Genomic DNA, 21,127 nt, shown 5'->3' on the forward strand with positions numbered 1-21,127 from the left:
TATCTAAAAACACTTTAATTATCTAATATGATGAGGTCTATTTCTATACACTATATTATTTGGCGCTTACACCTAAAGGTAATGAGCTTCTAGGAAATTAATGATTTTCATTTAAGAAGTTTGGTATTTAAGTTCCCACCTGAATACTCGTAAGCGCCAAATTATATAGTGTAACTTTATTAAACACTAGCTATGTTTCTGTTTTTATTTCTAAATATCACTACCATTATCTATTGATATAAAAAACATTGGATTCTATATCATGCTAGTTGTTAACAATAGATAAATGCCACCATTGATTGTTGAGGTGTTTCAACTTATGAAATATAATTTGTTTGAAATAAAGATTTGCGATATTTAGTTATTTATTTAAAGAAAGTTAATTGATGAGGTAATCGAAATGGAAATGGAAGGATTAGTAGTAAGCTATGATGGTTTAAAAAACACTTTAATGTATCATGGTATACACGAATACCCTATCGGGGGTATGATTGCAGAATATGCAAGATTACATCCAACAATTATTAAAGAAGTTATTATGAGTTATAGTGATTTAAATGTAGAACCAACTACCGATAATATATCTGTATTCTTTCCGTGGTTTATTAACGAACTTGAAACAAAAGTGAACCTTGTATCAGCAATAGTAATTACATTTGAGTTCATGGAATCAGTTGTTGGTCTAGTAAAAATGACTAAAGATGAACGTGACTCACTTTTTAAAGATAAAACAAAGGAAAAAGGAAAAATATATGAGTTTATTTTTGAACATACAAACTATAACAAACCAGGGATAGAAACAATGGAACAATTATTGCTCACGTGTTACTTATTTTATGCAGATATATACGTAGCTTTTAAATATTCATTTGAAATGTTAGCAACTGGTGATGAATATGAAAAAAAACAAGTTGACTACTTTTGCTCAATGTATGCCGATAACATCGAGTTTCAGCATATCGATTTCAAAATTGCATGTTTTGAAGGTGAATTCAAATCAATATATACAATTAAGTCTTCAATTTCATTACTATTGTTCGAAGCTGCTCATTGTCTTGATAGAGATACTAAATTTGTAAAATGTGCTAATTGTGGTGAATACTTTGTCCCAGAAGGAAGAAAAGATACAATATACTGTCATTATATTTCTCCTCAAAATTCAAAAAAGACATGTAAAGATATTGGTGCTCAGATTACTAGATCAAATAAAGAAAAAAATGACGTTTGTACAAAGGAATATCGTAAAGTATATATGAGGTATAAAATGAAAGCGTTGAGACATCCTGAAGATTGGAATAATAAGAACACATTTGAAAAACTTCAAACAGAAGTTAAAATCTGGAGAAAGCAACTATCTAACGGTGTTAAGACAACTGAACAATTTTTAAACTGGTTAAAAAGTTATTGACAATTTGCTCTCATAAAGTAAAGGAGGTGGTTCATTATGGGATATAAAAAAACATCATTAAACTATTGGTAGTAGTTCAATGATGTATTCGATTACTCAAATATGCTGAGTAAAACCGCATTTTCAATTTAGCATATTTGATGATTTAAAGCAACGCATTAGTATAAGATTTTAAAATTTAAAGAGAGAATATGTATAGATTGGAGGAAATTATTTTGAAAAAAGTAATTAATAGTACCCGTAATCTATTATTGTTATATGTAGGACAATTTTATGGGTACAACAAAGACAGGTAGAGTTTTAAATACAAAGGGTGCTGCAGGTGTCGCTAGTCATTATTCAGTTGTTCATTCTAATGAAGGAACATTTACTAAAGCGGGTAAAAATAATCATATTCGTTTAAAAAGTGGCGGACATGGTCAAACGGGTATGAATATGCTTGATAAGTATGGTATTAAATATAACATCGTTAAAACATTCCCTAATGGCGTTAGAGTTGGTAACATACCTACTCATAAGAATAAAAAAAAGGCAACAGGAACAGGACAAGCTTGGTTTCCAAAAGGATGGAAAAGCAAAGATATTAAACATGCTGGAGAACATGTAGCAAATTTAAAAATAAATAAGCACAAGAAGAATGGTGAAGTTATGTATGGAACATGGAAAGGTGTGCGTGTAGGAGTCATTAAAACGAATGGCATAATAGGTACTATTTTCCCAGACTCAAAACAACCATATAAGAAAGGAACAAAGAAAAAATGAATATTAGCAGATTTAAAGAAATAATTAAAGAAAGAGAAAAAATATCAAAAGAAACACAAGATAATTGGGATTATGGAATTGAAAAATGTTGGACAGAACTAATCCAACTTGTTAGTGACAACGTTGATGAATCAATTAATTTCATATTAAACGATTGCACAAAAGAAGAGTTTTCTTGGTTAAGTGAAGTAATTGAAGATATTATTGAAAACACAAAGAGCAAAAATTTACTAGAAGCTTATAAAAGTGTTGCGAATAAATATGCTGATGAAAGCAAAAAGTATCATGTGTTTGAAAAAATCCAAGATGCTGAATCTTTGCTCGAAGAGGATAAGTGATCTATGGCGAGAGGTATAAAGAATTTAGTTGATGAAGGATTTAGAATATCTCTAGTTGAAACAGCTTTTTTTAATGGAAAACACGAGATTCCTCATATAGATGCTCCATGTGAAATTGTAATCCCCTCGGGACTGGTTCCGTTTTCCAAAAGAGAAAAAAGTTTCAACTTAGGTTTTGAAGATTTTGTTTGCTTTTATGAAAATGACATCGAGTTTAGGTCAATTTTGACTGATACAGAAAAATATGTTAACGATTTAAAGAGATTTAAAGGCGTGATTACTCCTGATTGCTCTTTATATATTGATGCGCCGTTGGCTGTCCAGATTGCAAATATCTACCTTAATAGAGCTATTGGATACTATCTCAAACAAAATGGAATATATGTCATTCCTAATATATGATGGGGCGATGAAAGAACTTATACCGATAAATTATTTGGTGAGAAAATTGCTTTTTTAGGCGTAGACAAACATAGTATTGTTTCTATAGGCACATACGGGCAAATACAATCAAAAGAATCTAAGAACTACTTCAAAGAAGGATTAAGTGCAATGATTAAAGAATTAGAACCTAAAGTTGTTTTGGTATATGGACCAATGCCTAAAAGTATATTCGAGGATTTTATTGAAACCACAAGGTTTGTACAATATCCAGATTGGATAAAGAGAATGAAGAATAAAATTTAAGTTTTAATGATATAGTAGGTAATCAAATATCAGATCTGACAACGAGAAAATGCTAGATGGGACTCATGCGTAATAAGAGTTATAGATTATATTACTATCTAGAAAGAAAAAAACGAACATGCAGGAATAAGCACCTACATGCTCATTTTTACTTTAATACAGCAAACTAAATCCCATCGTTTCTTTTGACAATTCTTCTAATGACATTGTAAATGTTTGCCAATCTGTGGTGGCTTCTTGAAAATTGTTAGTAATTGCATCAAGATTGCCTCCTTGAACAGTTAAAGTTTCACCATCGACTTTAGTAATAATTCCAACATGATTATTACCAATTCCCGGGAATACACAATTTGGCATTGGTGTATCAGATTCTTTCCATTATCTATATGAGTAGCAATAAGTTGATCAACACAATCCCATCCATCTCCTATAAAGCCAGGGCTATAGCCATAAATTTCATAAAATCTTCCCCAAGCAAACCAAGAATATTGTCCATACAAATTAGATTGTGCATAAGGATTGAGAGTCACATATGCTTCTACATTATAAAAGTTAGGATCTTCTTCATTTCTATTATTACCCTATTATTACTTCCCCCAGCTCCAAAAATACTAGTTATTAAAACAATAACTAGTATCATAGAACAAATTGCAGCCGTTATTGCTAATTTATCAGCAGACAATAAGGTTGATTTAATTGGATTAAGGGTAGAGATGATTAAATTATCCTTTTTACGTACACTATATAATTTGGCGCTTACTAAATAAATGCTTCTTTTTTTGAAAATACACAGTTATTCCATAAGTGATTAGTATAATGCTTACAGGTGATAAAGCATGAAGATACTTTGGTTAATTGCACTCTTGTTGACAAGTGGATGTTCAACACGTGCAAATTCAAATTATATAGGCCAAGAAGTAAGGACGTTCTATTCAGGATTATTAAATGGTGAAAATATCTCTGTTACATGTATGGATAGAGACTATAAGACTACTTTCTTTAAAGAGATGAATAAGAATCTTCATAAGAAGGAATATAAAGAGATTGATTCTTATGTCCTTAATAAACATTTAGATGTTGCTTATACGATTAAGAAGGATAATAAGCTGATGCGTTGTTATCATGGTAGTTCTAAAGTATATGAGAAGCAGTATATGACTTACTTTTTTACTATTTCGGTTTTAGAGGGTGATTTGAGTAGTCCTCATGTAGAGACATCTTCTTTTAGACAATATGAAATGACGAGGAGGAAACAAAAAAAGTAACTCTCCTTAATTGTTCAATCGTGGATTTACCATTATACTTTGAGTAGTAATAAAAATTCATAGTATTGTGGGATTACCGCAAACAAATAAGGAGGGTTACCTATGAATAGAATAATAAAAATCGGGATGGATGTCCATACTTCAAACTACACTTTATGCATTTTTGAGCCATCTTTTGAACATGATGGTACAGTTCACTGCATTACACAGGTAAAACCAGAAGTTAAGAACATTATTCATGTTATTGAAACTTTTAAAAAGAAGCATGAAAATGAAGAACTGAATATTGTATGTGGCTATGAAGCAGGATGTCTAGGATATTCTTTATATCATGAATTAAAAGAAAAAGGAATTGAATGTGTTATCCTGGCTCCAACAACCATGAAAACTGAAAAAGGTGGACGAAAACTTAAGAATGATTATCGTGATGCCAAGATGATTGCGGAATGTTTGGCTTATGGAGGATATTCTGCTGTACATATTCCTAATGAACTTGATAATTCAGTAAAAGAATTCATTCGTATGAGAGATGATATAAAAGAAAACCTGAAAAGTATCAAACAACAAATAATTGCGTTTTTAACACGCAATGGTAAACAATTCGAAGGAAAAAGTTTCTGGACAAGAAAACATATTGATTGGATCAATACAGTTTCTTTTAGTGAACCATTACTTCAAGATACCTTGAAAGAATATATGATTGAATATAACCATCTATGCAATCGTATAGAGACTTTAGACAGACAAATTGAAGAAATATCATTAAAAGAGGAATATGTAGAAAAAGTGCAACAGCTACAATGTCTGATTGGGATTAAAACGCATACTGCATTATCTTTAATCGTGGAAACAAGTGATTTCAATCGTTTTAAAAAAGGAAACATGTATTCGGCATATTTAGGCTTGATTCCTGGAGATGACTCATCAGGAGGTCATGAAAATAAGCTTGGAATCACCAAAGCAGGGAATAGTCACTTAAGAAGATTACTGGTTGAAGCAGCACAAGGTTATACACGAGGAAGAGTAGGATTTAAATCAAAAGATTTGAAATCAAGACAAGAAAAATGCAGCAGTGAAGTAGTAGCATATGCGGATAGAGCCAATGAAAGATTAAGAAGAAAATATTATCGAATGACCTTGAGAGGTAAAAAATTTAATGTAGCTAAAACAGCTATTGCAAGAGAACTTGCATGCTTTGTATGGGGTATTATGACAGATCATATTGACTTATGTAATTGATTATATAAAGAATTAAAACAGTATTTAGTAACAAAAAAAGAATCAAGGATATTGGACAGGAAATCTCTATAAGAAGATGGTAAAAGTTATTCAAGATAAAACTATGTAGACATTTCTTATTCCAAAGATTTGATTCACGATATTAGACAAAGAAACTTGCGGCGAAACCATTGACCTGAGGTAACCAATCCACGTATAACAGAGTGGCCAACCGCCGATAAATCTGTATAGAAGTTTCTTGTCCTATGTCCTTGATTTAAAAAAACAATATAAAACGAAAGCGAAAACGAAAATCAAAGAATGTGTTATTTTCACTTGACAATCGTCATTTCATAACAGTTTTACAGATAAACGTAAAGTGTCTTTAAATATTCAAGTGACTAAGGATGATCACTATTACAATGCTATAATAACTGATAAAAAGACTGCAAGAACGTATAAAGAATTTAAATATCGCTTTGATAATGAAGTCTAGAGGAAAATCTAGACTTTTTGTGTATAATATAAATATGAGCGAAAGGAGATTAGAATGAATAGCGCTAAATTTTATAAAGTATCTTATGAACAGTTTCAAATGGGAATGGAAAAGGAAGATGTAAGGGACATCTATGATGCAATTAAGCTTCCACGTCGTGCAACTAAAGGGTCTGCAGGATATGATTTTTATACACCTATTAATATACATTTAGAACCAGGAGAAACAGTAAAGATTCCAACAGGAATCCGCTGTGAAATGAATGAAAGATGGGTATTGATGATTTATCCAAGAAGTGGTTTAGGATTTAAGTATCGTCTACAGTTAAATAATACTGTAGGTGTTATTGATAGTGATTATTTCTATTCAGATAATGAAGGTCATATTTTTATTAAGATGACGAATGATTCAAATGAAGGAAAAGTAGTTGATGTTCAGGCAGGACAGGGTATTGCCCAGGGAATCTTCATGACATATGGTATTACTGAAGATGATGATGCGACTGAAACACGTAATGGTGGATTTGGTTCAACGACTAAATAATCTATGAAATATCAACTTCTTCTTGCAGTTATGTTACTTCTTTCAGGATGTAGTGCACCTCCTAAAGAAGAAGTAAAGAAAAAAGAAACTTCGAGTGTTTCTTTTGTTGCAGTAGGAGATAATCTCTATCATCAATGTATGCTTGATGAAGCCAAGACTTCTAGTGGTTATGACTTTACAGGCTATTATAAGAATATTAAGAAGTATATCCAGGCAGATTATAGTTTTGTGAATCAGGAAACGATATTGGGTGGAGGTGCACCTTCTGGTTATCCCCTCTTTAATGCGCCTGATAGTGTTGCCGGTGATTTACAGAAGGTAGGATTTAATGTAGTGAATGGAGCCACTAATCATGCTTATGATCAAGGGGCATCAGGTATATTACATTCTATTCAGGTATTTAATAAGTATCCTCGTATGACTTATTTAGGGCTTTATAAGAATGAAGAAGAAAAACAGAATATTAAGATAGTAGAAAAGAATGGCATTAAGATTGCATTTGTATCTTTTAATCAATATGTGAATGGTGTGACTTATCAGGAAAAGTTACCTTATATGATTAATTTTCATGAATCCACTATGATGGAAAATATGAAGAAGGCAAGAGAGAGTGCTGATATTGTGATTGTGTCATGTCATTGGGGTATTGAGTATGATTATTATCCTAATATATTCCAAAAGAATATGGCTAAGCAGCTTGCTGATGCAGGTGCAGATGTGATTATTGGAACACATACACATACATTACAGGATGTAGAATATATTCAAAGAGCGGATGGTAAGCGTACATTAGTTGCTTATAGTTTAGGTAATTTTGTGAGTGGAATGTTAGAAGAATCATGTCAATTAGAAGGTATGCTTTCTTTTGATATAGAAAAAAAGAAGATTAAGAATGTGGTATTCACACCACTTGTGAATTACTATACTTTAACGGGTAAAAGAGAAAGACATGATTTTTCTGTTTATCGTTTAAAGGATTATACAAACAAGTTAGTGGAGAAACATGGTTTTCCTAATCTGACTATTTCTCATATGAAAGAAGAAGTAAAACAGAAAGTAAAGAATATCAAAATTGATATGTAAGGCAGTCTTTGACTGCCTTTTGAGGTACATTATGAAGGATTATAGACGTTATCACTGTGATGAGAATAAACTCATTGATTATGGATTTAAAAAACAGGGTCATAATTATATATATAAGAAAGACATACTAGATGGTGATTTCAGGATTGAAGTAATAATAAATGATATATTAGAGGCTAAGGTTTATGATTCTGATACAGATGAAGAATATACAAATATTCGTCTGGTAGGTAAGCAGGGGAAGTTTGTACAAAAAGTGAGACAGGCTTATGAAGAATGTATTGAGGATATTTTAACTCATTGTTTTGTATATGATTATTTTATTTTTCCTCAATCTAAACGTCTTATGCATCTCATTGAAGAAAAGTATCATGTTCTTCCAGAACATCCTTTTACTAATGGTGATTCATTTGTGTTTAGAAATAATGATAAGTGGTTTGGACTTATTATGCATACAGATTATTCTAAGTTTCTAGATAAACAAGGAGAAGTAGAATGTCTGAATATTAAGGTTCCTATAGATAAAGTTGATCATCCTTCTATCTATCCTGCTTTTCATATGAATAAGAAACATTGGATGAGTATATTATTAGATGAAACATTGAGTGATGAAGATATCATGGCTCTTATTGATCAGAGTTATCAGACTACTGTGGTATATGAAGATTGGGTGATTCCTGCTTCTCCTAAGCGTTTTGATTTGATTCAGGCATTTAATCAAAGTGATACTATAAGATGGCATCAGAAAGGGAATATTCATCAAGATGCAATTGTGTATATCTATTATGGGGCACCTTATTCAGCGATTATGTATAAGTGTCAGGTCATAGAGAGTGATGAAACAAGTATGCTTCTTAAACGTCTAAAAACATATGATCCTTCTCTTTATCCATTAAAAGTACTTAAGAAATATCAATTAAGAGCTATAAGAAGTGCAAGGCATATTCCTAAAGAATTAAAGGAGTATATAGGAAATACCGATAAATAAGTGAATTGTCTAGTAAATGTGATATAATAAGCACAGGCGAAGGAGGTTTTGGGAATGAAGGTAGAATATTATAAAGAATACAGTCCATGTCTTAAAAGAGATATGGAGTTTAAGGTGTATGGACATGCAGGAACACCAATACTGGTATTTCCAACACAGAATGGTAGATTTTATGATTTTGAAAACAATGGTATGGTCGCAACAGTAGAAGGCCTCATTGATAATGGAAATATACAATTATTCTGTTGTGATAGTATTGATTTAGAAACATGGAGTGAAGAAGGTGGTCATGATGTTGATTATCGTTCTTACATGCTTGAACAGTATTATCACTATATTGTAGACGAATTAGTACCAAGAATTATTGATATTAATGCGATGTGCGGTACACATGCAAATGGTATTTATACTACAGGATGTTCATTAGGTGCTTCACATGCAGTGAATTTCTTATTTAGAAGACCGGATATCTTTAGTGGATGTATCGCATTAAGTGGTTATTATGATAGTGATCTATTCTTCCATGATTACGTAGATGATAATATTTATCGTAATAGTCCTATCAAGTATATTGAAGGTATGAGTTATGATCATCCATATGTAGAAATGTATAGAAAACGTCGTATTGTATTATGTTGTGGTCAGGGTGCTTGGGAAGATGAAATGGTTCGTTCTACTAGTAGAATGAAGGAATTATTAGAATATAAAGATATTCCAGCATGGATTGATTTCTGGGGATATGATGTAAACCATGATTGGGATTGGTGGAGAGTACAGTTCCCATATTTCGTAAAGAGAGTTATCTAGGAGGAGAAGAATAGATGAATGTTGTATTTATATCACCACATTTTCCAGAATATTATCATAATTTCTGTTCACGTTTAAAAGATCGTGGTGTGAATGTATTAGGTGTTGGGGATTGCCCATATGATATGATCAGTGATGAAACAAAGAATTCATTGACTGAGTATTACTATGTAGGTTCATTAGAGAACTATGATGAAGTATATCGTGCGTGTGCTTATTTCTCTAGTCAATATGGTAAGATTGACTGGATTGAGTCTGAAAATGAATACTGGCTAGAACTAGAAGCTACATTAAGAAGAGACTTCAATGTGACTACTGGACCACAGATTCAGGATATGCGCTGGATGAAGTATAAATCAGCTATGAAAGAAGTTTATAAGAGTGCTGGTTTAAAAGTTGCGGATTATATTAAGTTGGATACACTCGATGAAGCTTTAGAGTTTACTAAGAAAAATGGTTATCCTGTGATTGTAAAGCCTGATAATGGTGTAGGGGCAACGCATACTTATAAATTAAAGAATGATGAAGAATTAAAGGATTTCTATAATCATAAACAGGATTATATTGATTATATTTTAGAAGATTTTGTGCCAGGTGATGTTGTAACATTCGAAGGTGTGACTGATAAGGATAAGAATATTTTATTCTCTACAAGTCATTTTATGGATACTTCTATTATGGATACAGTCAATGAGGCATCTGATATTTATTTCCATTCTGAACCAGTAGAAGGTAAGCCTATTTATGAAATTGGTGAAAAGGTTGTTAAAGCATTTGATACTAAGAGCCGTTTCTTCCATTTTGAATTCATTAAATTATCTGAAGATAAACCAGGATTAGGTAGAAAAGGTGATTTAGTTCCTCTAGAAGTGAATATGAGAGCACCAGGTGCTTTTATTCCAGATATGATGAACTATGCTTATGATGTAGATACATATACTATTTGGGCAGATATGATGATCTATAATACATGCTTCTATGAAATTGAAAGAAAGTATTATGTAGGTTATGTAGGAAGACGTCTTGGTATTGATTATGAATTGTCTGATGCAGAAGTGGCAGATAAGTATAGAGAATATATCAAGATTGAAGCAGATATTCCTCAGGTTCTTGCGCAGGCTGAAGGAAACCATATCTTCATCTTCCGTGCTAAGACTAAGGCAAAATTAAATGAAATCACAAAAGCGATTATTGCACATAAGAAGAAAAAGGCTGCACCTAAGAAAGCAGTAAAGAAGACAGTGAAAGCTGTGGCTAAAAAGGTAGAAGAAGTTAAGGAACCTGTAAAAACAGTTGTAGAAGAAACTGTTAAGACAGTAGAAGAGAAAAAAGAACCAGTTAAGGAAACAGTGAAAACTGTGACTAAGAAGGTTGAAGAAACTAAGGAACCAGTTAAAGCAGTTGTGGAAACTAAGAAAGAAGAAGTAAAAGCAGCTGTAGAAGAGAAGAAAGAAGAACTAAAAGAAGTAGTTAAAAAATCTCCTCGTGCTAGAAAAGCTGTTAAGAAACCTAGACATAAAGCGAAAAAGCGTTAATTAAGAAACTGATTAGAAACAGTTTCGTTTCTAATCAGTTTTTCTGTATATACAATGTGTTGACTGTTAATTGAGTGATGTTTATAATAGTTGAGAAGGAGTTTATGAATAATGAAAAAAACAACACTAACAGTGGCTACAGCACCAAAAACAAGCACTTTTCAGATGCGTATTAATCCAGAAATCAAAGCACAGGTAGAAGGAATCTATGCACAGTGTGGTATGACACTTACTGATGCTATTAATGCATTTATCCAGCAGTCTATTAATGTAGAAGGAATGCCTTTCTTAGTAACATCAAATAGTAAACAGGCATTAAGAGAACAGGCTATCTCTCAGTTAATGATTGAATTAGATAAAGGTGAAAAAGCACCTGCAGATGAAAGTATTTCTGAAGAAGATATATTAAAAGAATTTGGAATTGAACTATGAATCTAAGATATACAAGACAAGCACGTGCTGATTTAAGAAACCCTATGCGTTTGAATCCAAAGATTGTAAAACTATGTGCTGTATTAAAAACACACCCTGAAATAGGTGGTCAGCTATCTGATAGAACTGGATGGACAACAGATCTTTATTATGTCATTGCAGGAAAGTATAGTATTTTCTATAAATATGATCATGATACAGTGACAATCATCCGTATTCTAACGAATGAAGAAAAATATATGAATGTTATCTTTGGTGACAAGTAAAAAAGGATTGAATAAACTCAATCCTTTTTTAGTGCTTCTTCCATTGTTTCTTCACCAAGAAGATTATCAGATACCTTGATCTTATAGACAGAACTTAAGATACATTTATTATATATATCTGGTAGTTCTGAGTCTAAATGATTTGTCTTAAGGACACGCTCAAATACATCACAATACATATTATAGAATTCAGATAATTCTTTCTGACTCTGCTGTAATTGAATAAGCTTAGAAATCTCATCTAATGAAAAGACAGATTTTAATAAACAGATTAATGTGAAATAAGCAATCTGTTCTCTTTCATACTTCTTCTTTATAGGTGCTTTTACAAGCTTATGTTTAACATAGTTATTAATCATTGTTTTTGTGATAATAGCGTCATCATTATTTTTTAAGAAAGACAAACTCTTTTCTATAATAGATACAACCTGATCTATATAGAGTGGAAAATCTGGTATCTCTTCCCATCTAGAAATATGTACATTATCGTAATTCATTTTCATCACCTACTTAAAAACTATCATTTATTGTATTCATTGTCAAATCATCTAGACCATAAAACAAACTGTATATATTTTTTCTTATCTGCTATAATTTGGTGGGTGATGAAAATGAAAAACAAGTTTAGTTTAAGATCAATTATAGTCATTATTGTGTTAGTTATTGTTGTATTTATGGGTGGTATGTACTTTGGAGGACGTAGTACACCAGCTAAAGAAGAAATTACCTCAACAGCTTTAACACAGAAAATAAGAGATATTAATGAATTAGCTGTTTCTGAATATGATTATACAAAAGTAGGGAAGTTCTCTAATTCATTAAAGTTTAATGGCTGGACTGTTCCTTTAACACAGAAGTCTTTCTTAATCACTTATGAAGGTAAGCTAAAAGCAGGTGTTGATCTCTCTGATGTACAGATAAAAAAAACAGAAAACAAGATTATTGTGAAAACATCTGCAGTAAAGATCCTGTCTAATGAAATCGATGAGGATTCTATTAAGGTTTATGATGAAACAAAGAATATCTTTAATCAGATTTCTATTACAGACTACAAGACTTTCGCAAAGGAACAGAAGGAGAAAGTAGAAAAAGAAGCAATTAAGAATAAGTTCATAGAAAAGACTGAAACAAAAGTGAAGAAAAACATTAAAGATCTTATTTATATGACTGTAGATCAAGATAAGTATGAAGTAGAGGTAGAAGTAAGTGAATAAGTTAGAAGTATGCTGTGGCAGCTATGAGGATGCAATAAATGCATATCATGGCGGGGCAAAAAGAATTGAATTAAATAGTGCATTAGCATTAGGTGGATTAACACCTACAATTGCATCACTAGAACTTGTAAAGAATAATACGGATTTAGAAGTTATATGTATGGTGAGACCTAGAGGTGCAGGATTTGTATATAATGAACTACAATCTGAACAGATGATTATTGAAGCAGAAGAACTATTAGAACACGGGGCTGATGGTATTGCGTTTGGGTTCTTAGATCCTGATGGTAAAATCAATAGTGCACGTACAAGTGAAATGGTCTCTATTATTCATAGTTATGGGAAGACCGCAGTATTCCATAGAGCCTTTGATGTATGTGATGATCCAGATGAAACGATTCATAGATTAATTGAATTAGGTGTGGATAGAGTACTTACAAGTGGCATGAAGTCTACTGTGAGTAAAGGAATTCAGCTTATTAAGGAACTTCAGGAGAAGTATGGCAATCAAATAGAAATATTGGCAGGTTCTGGAATTAATGAAACAAATGTCGTAGACATTATTCACTATACAGGTATTCATCAGGTTCATTCTTCATGTAAGAATTGGAGAGCAGATCCTACTACAGCTAATGATCATGTATCATTTAGCTATAATGGTATTAATTATGATTATGTAGATAAAGAGAAAGTGAAGAGAATGGTTTCACTTGTGGAGGAGGATTAATTATGCAGCAGTATTGTGAAATTGCGACACCTAAGGGTGTTATGAGAGGATTCTTTCATGTGCCTCATAGAAAAGAATTCCCTGTATTATTAATATTCCATGGTTTTACAGGACAATGTACAGGAACTAAGTTCTCTTATGTTTCTTTATCACGTTTATTAGAAGCACAGGGTGTTGGTACTTTAAGAATGGATTTTCTAGGCAGTGGTGAATCAGATCTTACCTTTAAAGAAATGACATTTGATGACGAATTATCATGTGCACGCATTCTATTAGAAGAATTAAAGAAGATGCCTCAAGTAACAGATATATATGTCTTAGGACATTCTATGGGTGGTGCAATTGCGAGTGAACTTGCTAAAATTTATCCTGATGATATTAAGAAGCTAGTCCTATGGGCTCCTGCTTTCTGTTTACCAGATGCTTTAGATTATCTTACAGGTTCAGTGGAAGAAGCACCTGTTTATGATCATAATGGATTTGAAATCAGCGATGCTTTTGTAAAGGATATGCTTCAAAGAGATTTCTATAAGAACTTAGATACATATAAGAATGATTTATTAGTCATTCATGGAACTGAAGATAAAACAGTACCTTATGCAATTAGTGAGAAATATACAAAGTTATTTGGTGATCAGATGATCTTCCATCCGGTTGTTGGTGCATCTCATAATTATGATAATGCGGATCATATTCATGAAGTTCTTTCTACAACTTATAAATTCTTAACAGAACAGGTTGTGTAAGCCTGTTCTTTTTTTAAAAAGAGTTGAATTATTCAATATTTAATAAATTTTCTCATCTTGAAAACTATTCTTTATTGAAATGAAGACGAACTATGATATAATCTAAAAATTGAAAGAGGTGCGATTATGAATATTAGAAATATAGCAATTATTGCTCACGTTGACCATGGTAAAACAACATTGGTTGACCAGCTTATTAAGAAATCAGGAACACTTGAAGCACACGAAGAATTAGCTGAACGTGCTATGGATAGTAACGCTTTAGAAAGAGAACGTGGTATTACTATTCTAGCAAAGAATACAGCTATTCATTATAAAGATTATAAGATCAACATCATGGATACACCAGGCCATGCTGACTTTGGTGGAGAAGTAGAACGTATCATGCACATGGTGGATGGTGTTTTACTTGTTGTTGATGCTTATGAAGGTACAATGCCTCAGACTCGTTTCGTATTAAAGAAGGCATTAGCTGCTCATGTTAAACCTATCGTTGTTATCAATAAGGTTGACCGTCCAGTTGTAAGAATTCAGGAAGTTATGGATGAAGTTCTTGAATTATTTATGGAATTAGGTGCTGATGATAATCAGCTTGATTTCCCAACTGTTTTCGTTTCAGCATTAAATGGTACAAGCTCATTAGATCCTGATATTAGTACTCAGGTTCCTAATATGGACTGTTTATTCGATATGATTATCAATGAAATTCCTGCGCCAGCAGTAGATGTTGAAGGTGGTTTACAGTTACAGCCAGCTTTATTAGACTACAATGATTATGTAGGAAGAATTGGTATTGGTAGAATCCAGAGAGGTTCTATTAAAGTAAATGAAAATGTTGTATGTTTAAGAACTGATGGTTCTAAGACACAGTTCCGTGTACAGAAGTTATTCAGTTATTTAGGCATGCATAGATTTGAAGTAGAAGAAGCAAGTGCTGGTGATATCGTGGCTGTTGCAGGTTTAGCTGACATTGGTGTTGGTGAAACAATCTGTGAACCAAGCTGTGAAGAAGCATTACCATTACTTCATGTAGATGAACCAACAATCCAGATGATTTTTGGTACAAATACATCACCATTCGCTGGTCAGGATGGTAAGTTTGTGACTGCATCTAAGATTGAAGAACGTTTATTTAAAGAAACAAACAAGGATGTATCTTTAAAAGTAGAACGTATTCAGAATAAAGAAGAATGGATGGTAAGTGGTCGTGGTGAATTACACTTATCTATCTTAATTGAAACAATGAGAAGAGAAGGATATGAATTACAGGTATCTAGACCTCATGTTATTTTAAAGGAAATCGATGGTGTGATATGCGAACCATATGAAGATGTAGAAATCGAAGCACCAGATGATTGTATTGGTTCAGTTATTGAATCACTAGGTTTAAGAAGAGGAATCATGGAAAACATGGATTCTATGGATGGTATGACTAAGGTTCATTACATCGTACCTTCTAGAGGTTTAATTGGTTTCATGACTAACTTCTTAACAATGACTAAGGGCTATGGTATTATTAACCACTCATTCTTAGAATATCGCCCATTAGAAGGTGAAGCAGTAGGTGAAAGACAGTTAGGTGTTCTTATTTCTATTGAAACAGGACAGACTACTGCTTATGCACTTGGTGGTGTAGAAAGCCGTGGTGTAATGTTTGTTGGTCCTGGTGTAGATGTATACGAAGGTATGATTGTTGGGGAACATGCAAAGGACAATGACTTAGTAGTAAACGTTACTAAGGGTAAACAGCAGACAAATACACGTTCATCTACAAAAGATACAACAGTTGTATTAAAGAGACCTAGACACTTCAACCTAGAAGCTTGTCTTGACTATATTAATGAAGATGAATTAGTAGAAGTCACTCCAAATAACATCCGTTTAAGAAAGAAATATCTTTCTGAACTTGATCGTAAGAGAGCTTATAGAGCTAAAAATTCAGCATCAGAATAAGGGGAGTAATGAGAATTACTCTCTCTTTTTTTTAAAGGAGTATGTTATGAAGATAAAAGAACTCACAACGATTGGTTTTAAACCAACCCCTAAGAAAGACTATTATTACTATATTCAGGATCATTTCTATCTTTTGCTACAGGTATTACCTCATCATAAAATCGCTTTATTGCTTACAACAGAAGATACAAAAACACAAAGAGATATATTAGAACAGTTTTTTATTAAAAGAGATGCAGTAGAGCGTATATATTCGAATGAAGAAGGTGCAGGACTTGTTCTTTCTTCTTCTATAAAAAAAGAAGAGTTAAAAGAGATTGTCTTAAAACTCAAGGAAGAGATCAATCAGTCCCCACAATGTCATCACTGTCATCAAAGCAAACCATTAAATGTATATTTATTAGATGACGAAATAGATATATTATGTTCTGACTGTTTTGAAAAGCATGAACGTATTACTAAACATACGGCTTCACCATTTGGAATACTTGGCGCCATTATTGGTGCAGTCATTGGTGGAATCATCTGGGCTTTTGGATATAACCTAGGGTACATGATCTGTCTAGATGCGATATTGCTTTCATTTCTTAGCTTTATTGGTTATAAGAAGCTAGGGCACTATATTGATCAAAAGGCAAAGATTCTAATACCTCTTATAGATTTACTTGTTTTAATATTTGCACAATATGCTTCATGTGCCTTCTCAGTTCAGGCTGCTTTTAAACGCATTGGTGCTTCTAGTGTTTCCTTTATTCAGGCACTTGTTGTCGTACCAGGGATGATGTTTGATTCAAGTCTTATGGGATTATTACTTGTTTATTTATTCTATGGTCTTATTTTAATGATTATTACTTTGGTTATTTTGTTTATATATGATAAGCGTAAAAATAGTTATTATTTTAAGTATAAATGTATAAATGAGGAAAATAGTTGATGCTTTCAAGAAAAAATAGTTGATTGTAAAAAGAAAAGTGATATATTAAAAGTGGTTTTTATCATATTAGGAAATGGAGGACCCACACATGAAAACAAAAATTGAAGTACAGTTCATGAATAAAGATGTTAATGTATCTGATATCGAAAAATTAGTTAAAGAAGATATCAAAGCTAACGGAATCAAGCTTAACACTCTTGAAACTTTAGAAGTTTACTATAAACCTGAAGATAGCGCAGTATATTATGTAGCGACTACAAAAGATAAGAAGGTTTATGGTGTAAACAACGATCCATTACATATTTAATGCAAAAGAGGCCTTTATAGGGCCTTTTTTAGTATCTTGTTGTATAATAAAGAAAAAGAGGAGAATACGCTTATGGACTATAAAGACTTATATTTCATGATTTCTATCGCGTTACAGATTCTTATTTTCTTTGAATTAAGAAGACAATCAAAGAACCTAATTATGTTAGTGATGAGTTTCTTGGTTACGGTATTATGTGTCTTATTCTTCTATAATGTTTTCTTGGTAGAAAAGCAGAAAACATTATTCTCTTTTGGTATGTTAGTTGTTGTATTCTTAATGTTCCTATGGAATGTAAATTATCGTTTTACAAAGATTATAAAATGAGAGAGTATCTCTCATTTTTTTTACGTAAAGAATTATGTTATAATGTTTTTGTATAAAAAGGAGGCAGAGTATGAAAAAGGTAATAGGGATCCTTGCTGCTGCTTTAATACTAAGCGGCTGTGGATCATCATCCGATAATCATGATGTAAAAAAGAGTTCTTTCATGAAAGAAGGAAAGAATAGTTTATATGCTCTTTATAATACAAAAGGGCAGCGTTATACCAAAGATATGTATAAGGCTTATACGCCTTTTGAAGGCGGTTATTTAGTGACTGATGCAAATGATCAGACTGGTTATATTTCTAATACAGGTAAGACTATTGTAAAGCCAGGACGTTATACAAGCTTAAAGACACAGGGGAATATGCTTGTAGGTGAAACTCAGCCACAGACGAGACTTTATTTAAGTGCATCAACTCTAGAGATGACAGAAAATACTTTAACACAGGTATTTGCGAATGATGCAGTTGTCTGGTCTACAAATGATAATGATGTAGTTAATATTAACCAGCAGGGTTATGTTTATGCAAAACATGCAGGTACTGCAGTACTTACTGCAACTAAAGATAATGCATCTGTGACTTGTGTGATTAAGGTAAAAGCGTTGCATCCATATTTTGATCATGACTCTTTAGATGTTTATACATTAGAACCAGCTACATTAACAGTTAATGACTATGGGGCTCGTACTATTGAATGGAAGTCTAAAGATCCTAAGATTGCGACAGTAGAAAATGGTGTGATTCAGGGACTAAAGCCTGGTACAACAACTATTAGCGCAAAGGTTGGAGATGATACTTTAGAGTGTAAGGTAAAAGTAAAACGTAAGACTTTTAAGATTTCTCATAAGGAAGCCACTTTCTATGAAGGTGATGAAGGTCAGTTAGGTATAGAAAATGCATATCCTGATATTAAGTGGGAAACAAGTAATGCAGCTGTTGCGACTGTTGCGAATGGCCATATCTGGACAATGAGTCCTGGTAAAGCAACATTAAAGGCAACAAGTAATGGACAGACAGTAAAATGCGTCGTTACTGTAAAGAAGAGAGTACCAAGACTTGATCAGACTAAGGTGACTCTTTTAACTGATCAGAAGGTTGTTTTAAATATTTTAGATAAGGCCAATCCAGAAGATGTTGTACAGTGGAGCTCTAATAAGAAAAAGATTGCTTCAGTCAATGAATTTGGTGAAGTAACAGGTCTTAAGAAGGGTAAAGCAGTTATTACTGCAAAGATTGGTAAGAAGAAATATAAAGCAACAGTTACTGTTAAGAAGAGACAGATTAAGATCAATCCTGCCAAGACAACTATTGAAAAGAATCAGCATATCTTCTTGCAACTATTAAATAAGAAGGATGAAGATCAGGCAGTATGGACTACAAGCAATGATAAAGTTGTTATTGTAGCACAGAGTGGTGAAATTGCAGGGGTTAAACCAGGTAAGGCAACTATTACTGCGCAGGTTGGTAAACAGAAGGCTAAAGCAGAAATTACTGTAAAGGCTAAACCTCTTTCTTTAAGTAAAACAAAGATTGATATGGATGAAGAATCAGATGAAGCTCTTTCTATTAACAACTATGAAAATCAGAAGGTAGAATGGTCTAGTTCTGATGAAAGTATCGCCACTGTAGAAAATGGCATCATCCATGCGAAAAAAGAAGGAACAGTGACTATTACTGCCACAATTGATAAGAAAGACTATACATGTAAGGTGACAGTTCATAACCTTATTAAGGTTATTGATCAGAAAAAAATGACTGTTATTAAAGGCGGTCAAGGACAGTTAACAATCACAAATGTGGATCCTGAAAAGATTAAATGGGATACAAGCGATTATGGTATTGCGACTGTTGCAAATGGTACTGTTTATGGTTTGAAGGCAGGTAAGGCGACTATTACAGGTAAAGTCGGTAAGAAGACTTATATATGTAAGGTAACAGTAGTAAGAAATCCAGATACAGAAACAAAAACAAAAGCGGCTGATATATCACTTGGTGGTATTGAAGTATTAAATACAAAGGGTAAAGTGCTTTATAAATCATCAGCAAAGACTGGTTTATTAAAGACAGATCTTCCTGTTGTGGTAAAGGATAAGACTTATAAAGTCATCAACAACGGTAAGACTCTATATGTTGGTAAGAAGAAAGTTTATTATGCATCTAGTTATGAAGATGCTTCTATTGTAGCTTTCAATGATTCTATTAATATTTATTTAAAGAATGGTAAGAAGACTTCTATTAAGGAAGTAGGTAATTATTCTATTCTTGCATCACGTAAAGATCAGGCAATTCTTTATGATGCTTATAATAAGAATACACTTGGTGTTATTGGTACTAAGGTCTATTCAAATGATTATGCTTTAACAAGTGCCGAAATTACTAAGAAAAACAATGTTGTATTAACTGCAGGAGATGTAGTCAGTCTTTATAAAGATGGACAGATTATTCCTACAAACTCTAACTATAAAGACGATACACATTTCATTTCTAGAAATAAGAAGATTGCGTATGGACCTCATACAGTCTATAACGGTAAGAAGACAACTGAATTGAAGGGTGTACAGGTTTATCCTTATGCTTATGAATTAACAGTGTCTCGTTTTCCAGGATTTGTGAAGGGTAAAGGCTATGCTTATTATGACTTCAATGGTAAAAAGGTCAGTCCTTATTATCAGGAAGCAAATCAGTATGATGAAAATAAGTGTGCAATTGTACAGCTTAAGAATAATAAGTATGAATTGATTAATGCAGAAGGTGAAAATGTATTAAAAGAATCATATCCTCGTTTAGAATTCATAGGCAATTCATATTATGCAGCCTATAATAAGAATGGCCAATTTAAGGTTTATGACTGTAATGGAAAAGAAGCTCTTTCAGATATCTATACAAAGATTCCTGAAACAGCTGCAATAGTCTTTGATGGACATCCATATCTTGCATTAGAAAAGAATGGACGTTCTTATATCTATGATGTGGATAATGGTATGAAGGAAATTTATTCTATTGAAAAAGAAATAGTTCTTCATGAAGAAGGTTATTTCACAATTGGAGATAAATACTATACTCTTACAGGTCAGAAGATCAAATAAGGG

22 protein-coding genes and 1 pseudogene are annotated in these 21,127 nt (G+C 32.5%); 21 read left to right on the forward strand and 2 right to left on the reverse strand.

The window, feature by feature from the left end; genetic code table 11:
• Window positions 1-400 precede the first annotated feature (400 nt).
• The 4 genes and pseudogenes from ACFOZZ_RS09335 (at window position 401) to ACFOZZ_RS09350 (ending at window position 3,195) form a co-directional block, all read left to right on the forward strand.
• A complete protein-coding gene (locus tag ACFOZZ_RS09335) occupies window positions 401-1,408 on the forward strand; it encodes a DUF6076 domain-containing protein (RefSeq protein WP_278780875.1) in 1,008 nt (335 codons plus the stop codon).
• 273 nt (window positions 1,409-1,681) lie between these two features.
• Entirely contained in the window at window positions 1,682-2,170 is a 489-nt protein-coding gene (locus tag ACFOZZ_RS09340; protein ID WP_278780876.1) for an EndoU domain-containing protein, read from the forward strand.
• Window positions 2,167-2,508, forward strand: a complete 342-nt coding sequence (locus ACFOZZ_RS09345) for a hypothetical protein (RefSeq protein ID WP_278780877.1) — start codon at window positions 2,167-2,169, stop codon at window positions 2,506-2,508. The genes ACFOZZ_RS09340 and ACFOZZ_RS09345 overlap by 4 nt, the downstream gene beginning before the upstream one ends.
• 3 nt (window positions 2,509-2,511) lie before the next feature.
• A pseudogene (locus ACFOZZ_RS09350) lies at window positions 2,512-3,195 on the forward strand (DUF4417 domain-containing protein).
• A gap of 153 nt (window positions 3,196-3,348) precedes the next feature.
• Here ACFOZZ_RS09350 and ACFOZZ_RS09355 read toward each other — a convergent pair.
• A complete protein-coding gene (locus ACFOZZ_RS09355; protein ID WP_278780879.1) occupies window positions 3,349-3,552 on the reverse strand; it encodes a hypothetical protein in 204 nt (67 codons plus the stop codon).
• Window positions 3,553-4,031: 479 nt separating this feature from the next.
• On the opposite strand from ACFOZZ_RS09355, the gene ACFOZZ_RS09360 reads away from it, so the two are divergent.
• The 9 genes from ACFOZZ_RS09360 to ACFOZZ_RS09400 all read left to right on the forward strand — a co-directional run bounded on the left by ACFOZZ_RS09360 (window position 4,032) and on the right by ACFOZZ_RS09400 (window position 11,828).
• On the forward strand, window positions 4,032-4,460 hold the full coding sequence (locus ACFOZZ_RS09360) for a hypothetical protein (protein ID WP_278780880.1): 429 nt from the start codon (window positions 4,032-4,034) through the stop codon (window positions 4,458-4,460).
• 102 nt (window positions 4,461-4,562) lie between these two features.
• Window positions 4,563-5,699, forward strand: coding sequence for an IS110 family transposase (locus tag ACFOZZ_RS09365; protein ID WP_376815123.1), 1,137 nt, complete (start codon window positions 4,563-4,565; stop codon window positions 5,697-5,699).
• Window positions 5,700-6,228: 529 nt separating this feature from the next.
• Window positions 6,229-6,717: a dUTP diphosphatase gene (locus ACFOZZ_RS09370; protein ID WP_278597030.1), complete on the forward strand. Its 489-nt coding sequence runs from the start codon at window positions 6,229-6,231 to the stop codon at window positions 6,715-6,717.
• A 3-nt stretch (window positions 6,718-6,720) separates the two neighbouring features.
• Entirely contained in the window at window positions 6,721-7,800 is a 1,080-nt protein-coding gene (locus tag ACFOZZ_RS09375) for a CapA family protein (RefSeq protein ID WP_376815124.1), read from the forward strand.
• Between the two features lie 31 nt (window positions 7,801-7,831).
• On the forward strand, window positions 7,832-8,788 hold the full coding sequence (locus ACFOZZ_RS09380) for an MmcQ/YjbR family DNA-binding protein (protein WP_376815125.1): 957 nt from the start codon (window positions 7,832-7,834) through the stop codon (window positions 8,786-8,788).
• A gap of 54 nt (window positions 8,789-8,842) precedes the next feature.
• The gene (locus ACFOZZ_RS09385) at window positions 8,843-9,595 is read left to right on the forward strand and encodes an esterase family protein (protein WP_055233849.1); all 753 of its coding nucleotides are present in this window, start codon (window positions 8,843-8,845) and stop codon (window positions 9,593-9,595) included.
• A 14-nt stretch (window positions 9,596-9,609) separates the two neighbouring features.
• Window positions 9,610-11,130: an ATP-grasp domain-containing protein gene (locus tag ACFOZZ_RS09390; protein ID WP_376815126.1), complete on the forward strand. Its 1,521-nt coding sequence runs from the start codon at window positions 9,610-9,612 to the stop codon at window positions 11,128-11,130.
• A 111-nt stretch (window positions 11,131-11,241) separates the two neighbouring features.
• Window positions 11,242-11,562, forward strand: a complete 321-nt coding sequence (locus ACFOZZ_RS09395) for a type II toxin-antitoxin system RelB/DinJ family antitoxin (protein WP_006505232.1) — start codon at window positions 11,242-11,244, stop codon at window positions 11,560-11,562.
• On the forward strand, window positions 11,559-11,828 hold the full coding sequence (locus ACFOZZ_RS09400) for a type II toxin-antitoxin system RelE/ParE family toxin (RefSeq protein WP_055233846.1): 270 nt from the start codon (window positions 11,559-11,561) through the stop codon (window positions 11,826-11,828). The genes ACFOZZ_RS09395 and ACFOZZ_RS09400 overlap by 4 nt, the downstream gene beginning before the upstream one ends.
• Window positions 11,829-11,845: 17 nt before the next feature.
• Here the strand turns inward: ACFOZZ_RS09400 and ACFOZZ_RS09405 are convergent, their stop codons facing one another.
• Window positions 11,846-12,325, reverse strand: coding sequence for a DUF1836 domain-containing protein (locus tag ACFOZZ_RS09405; protein WP_226793839.1), 480 nt, complete (start codon window positions 12,323-12,325; stop codon window positions 11,846-11,848).
• 114 nt (window positions 12,326-12,439) lie between these two features.
• On the opposite strand from ACFOZZ_RS09405, the gene ACFOZZ_RS09410 reads away from it, so the two are divergent.
• The 8 genes from ACFOZZ_RS09410 (at window position 12,440) to ACFOZZ_RS09445 (ending at window position 21,124) form a co-directional block, all read left to right on the forward strand.
• Window positions 12,440-13,042: a DUF4230 domain-containing protein gene (locus tag ACFOZZ_RS09410; protein ID WP_238703689.1), complete on the forward strand. Its 603-nt coding sequence runs from the start codon at window positions 12,440-12,442 to the stop codon at window positions 13,040-13,042.
• Window positions 13,035-13,769 (forward strand): copper homeostasis protein CutC, encoded by a 735-nt coding sequence (locus ACFOZZ_RS09415; protein ID WP_278780303.1) that lies wholly within the window; start codon window positions 13,035-13,037, stop codon window positions 13,767-13,769. Before ACFOZZ_RS09410 ends, ACFOZZ_RS09415 begins: the two co-directional genes overlap by 8 nt.
• A 2-nt stretch (window positions 13,770-13,771) precedes the next feature.
• Complete coding sequence (locus ACFOZZ_RS09420) at window positions 13,772-14,515, forward strand: alpha/beta hydrolase (RefSeq protein ID WP_279078771.1); 744 nt, start codon at window positions 13,772-13,774, stop codon at window positions 14,513-14,515.
• Window positions 14,516-14,641: 126 nt separating this feature from the next.
• Entirely contained in the window at window positions 14,642-16,468 is a 1,827-nt protein-coding gene (gene typA / locus ACFOZZ_RS09425; protein ID WP_278860744.1) for a translational GTPase TypA, read from the forward strand.
• A 46-nt stretch (window positions 16,469-16,514) separates the two neighbouring features.
• The gene (locus ACFOZZ_RS09430; protein WP_055233840.1) at window positions 16,515-17,402 is read left to right on the forward strand and encodes a hypothetical protein; all 888 of its coding nucleotides are present in this window, start codon (window positions 16,515-16,517) and stop codon (window positions 17,400-17,402) included.
• Window positions 17,403-17,490: 88 nt separating this feature from the next.
• Window positions 17,491-17,709 carry a DUF6465 family protein gene (locus ACFOZZ_RS09435; protein WP_022425172.1) on the forward strand — a complete coding sequence of 73 codons (219 nt, stop codon included), beginning with the start codon at window positions 17,491-17,493 and terminating at the stop codon, window positions 17,707-17,709.
• A gap of 72 nt (window positions 17,710-17,781) precedes the next feature.
• Window positions 17,782-18,036, forward strand: coding sequence for a hypothetical protein (locus tag ACFOZZ_RS09440; protein WP_055233839.1), 255 nt, complete (start codon window positions 17,782-17,784; stop codon window positions 18,034-18,036).
• Between the two features lie 70 nt (window positions 18,037-18,106).
• Window positions 18,107-21,124 (forward strand): Ig-like domain-containing protein, encoded by a 3,018-nt coding sequence (locus tag ACFOZZ_RS09445; RefSeq protein WP_376815127.1) that lies wholly within the window; start codon window positions 18,107-18,109, stop codon window positions 21,122-21,124.
• The last annotated feature ends 3 nt before the right edge of the window (window positions 21,125-21,127 follow it).

This window comes from Catenibacterium sp. GCM10023432, assembly GCF_042651925.1.
Taxonomy (GTDB): Bacteria; Bacillota_I; Bacilli_A; order Erysipelotrichales; family Coprobacillaceae; genus Catenibacterium; species Catenibacterium mitsuoka.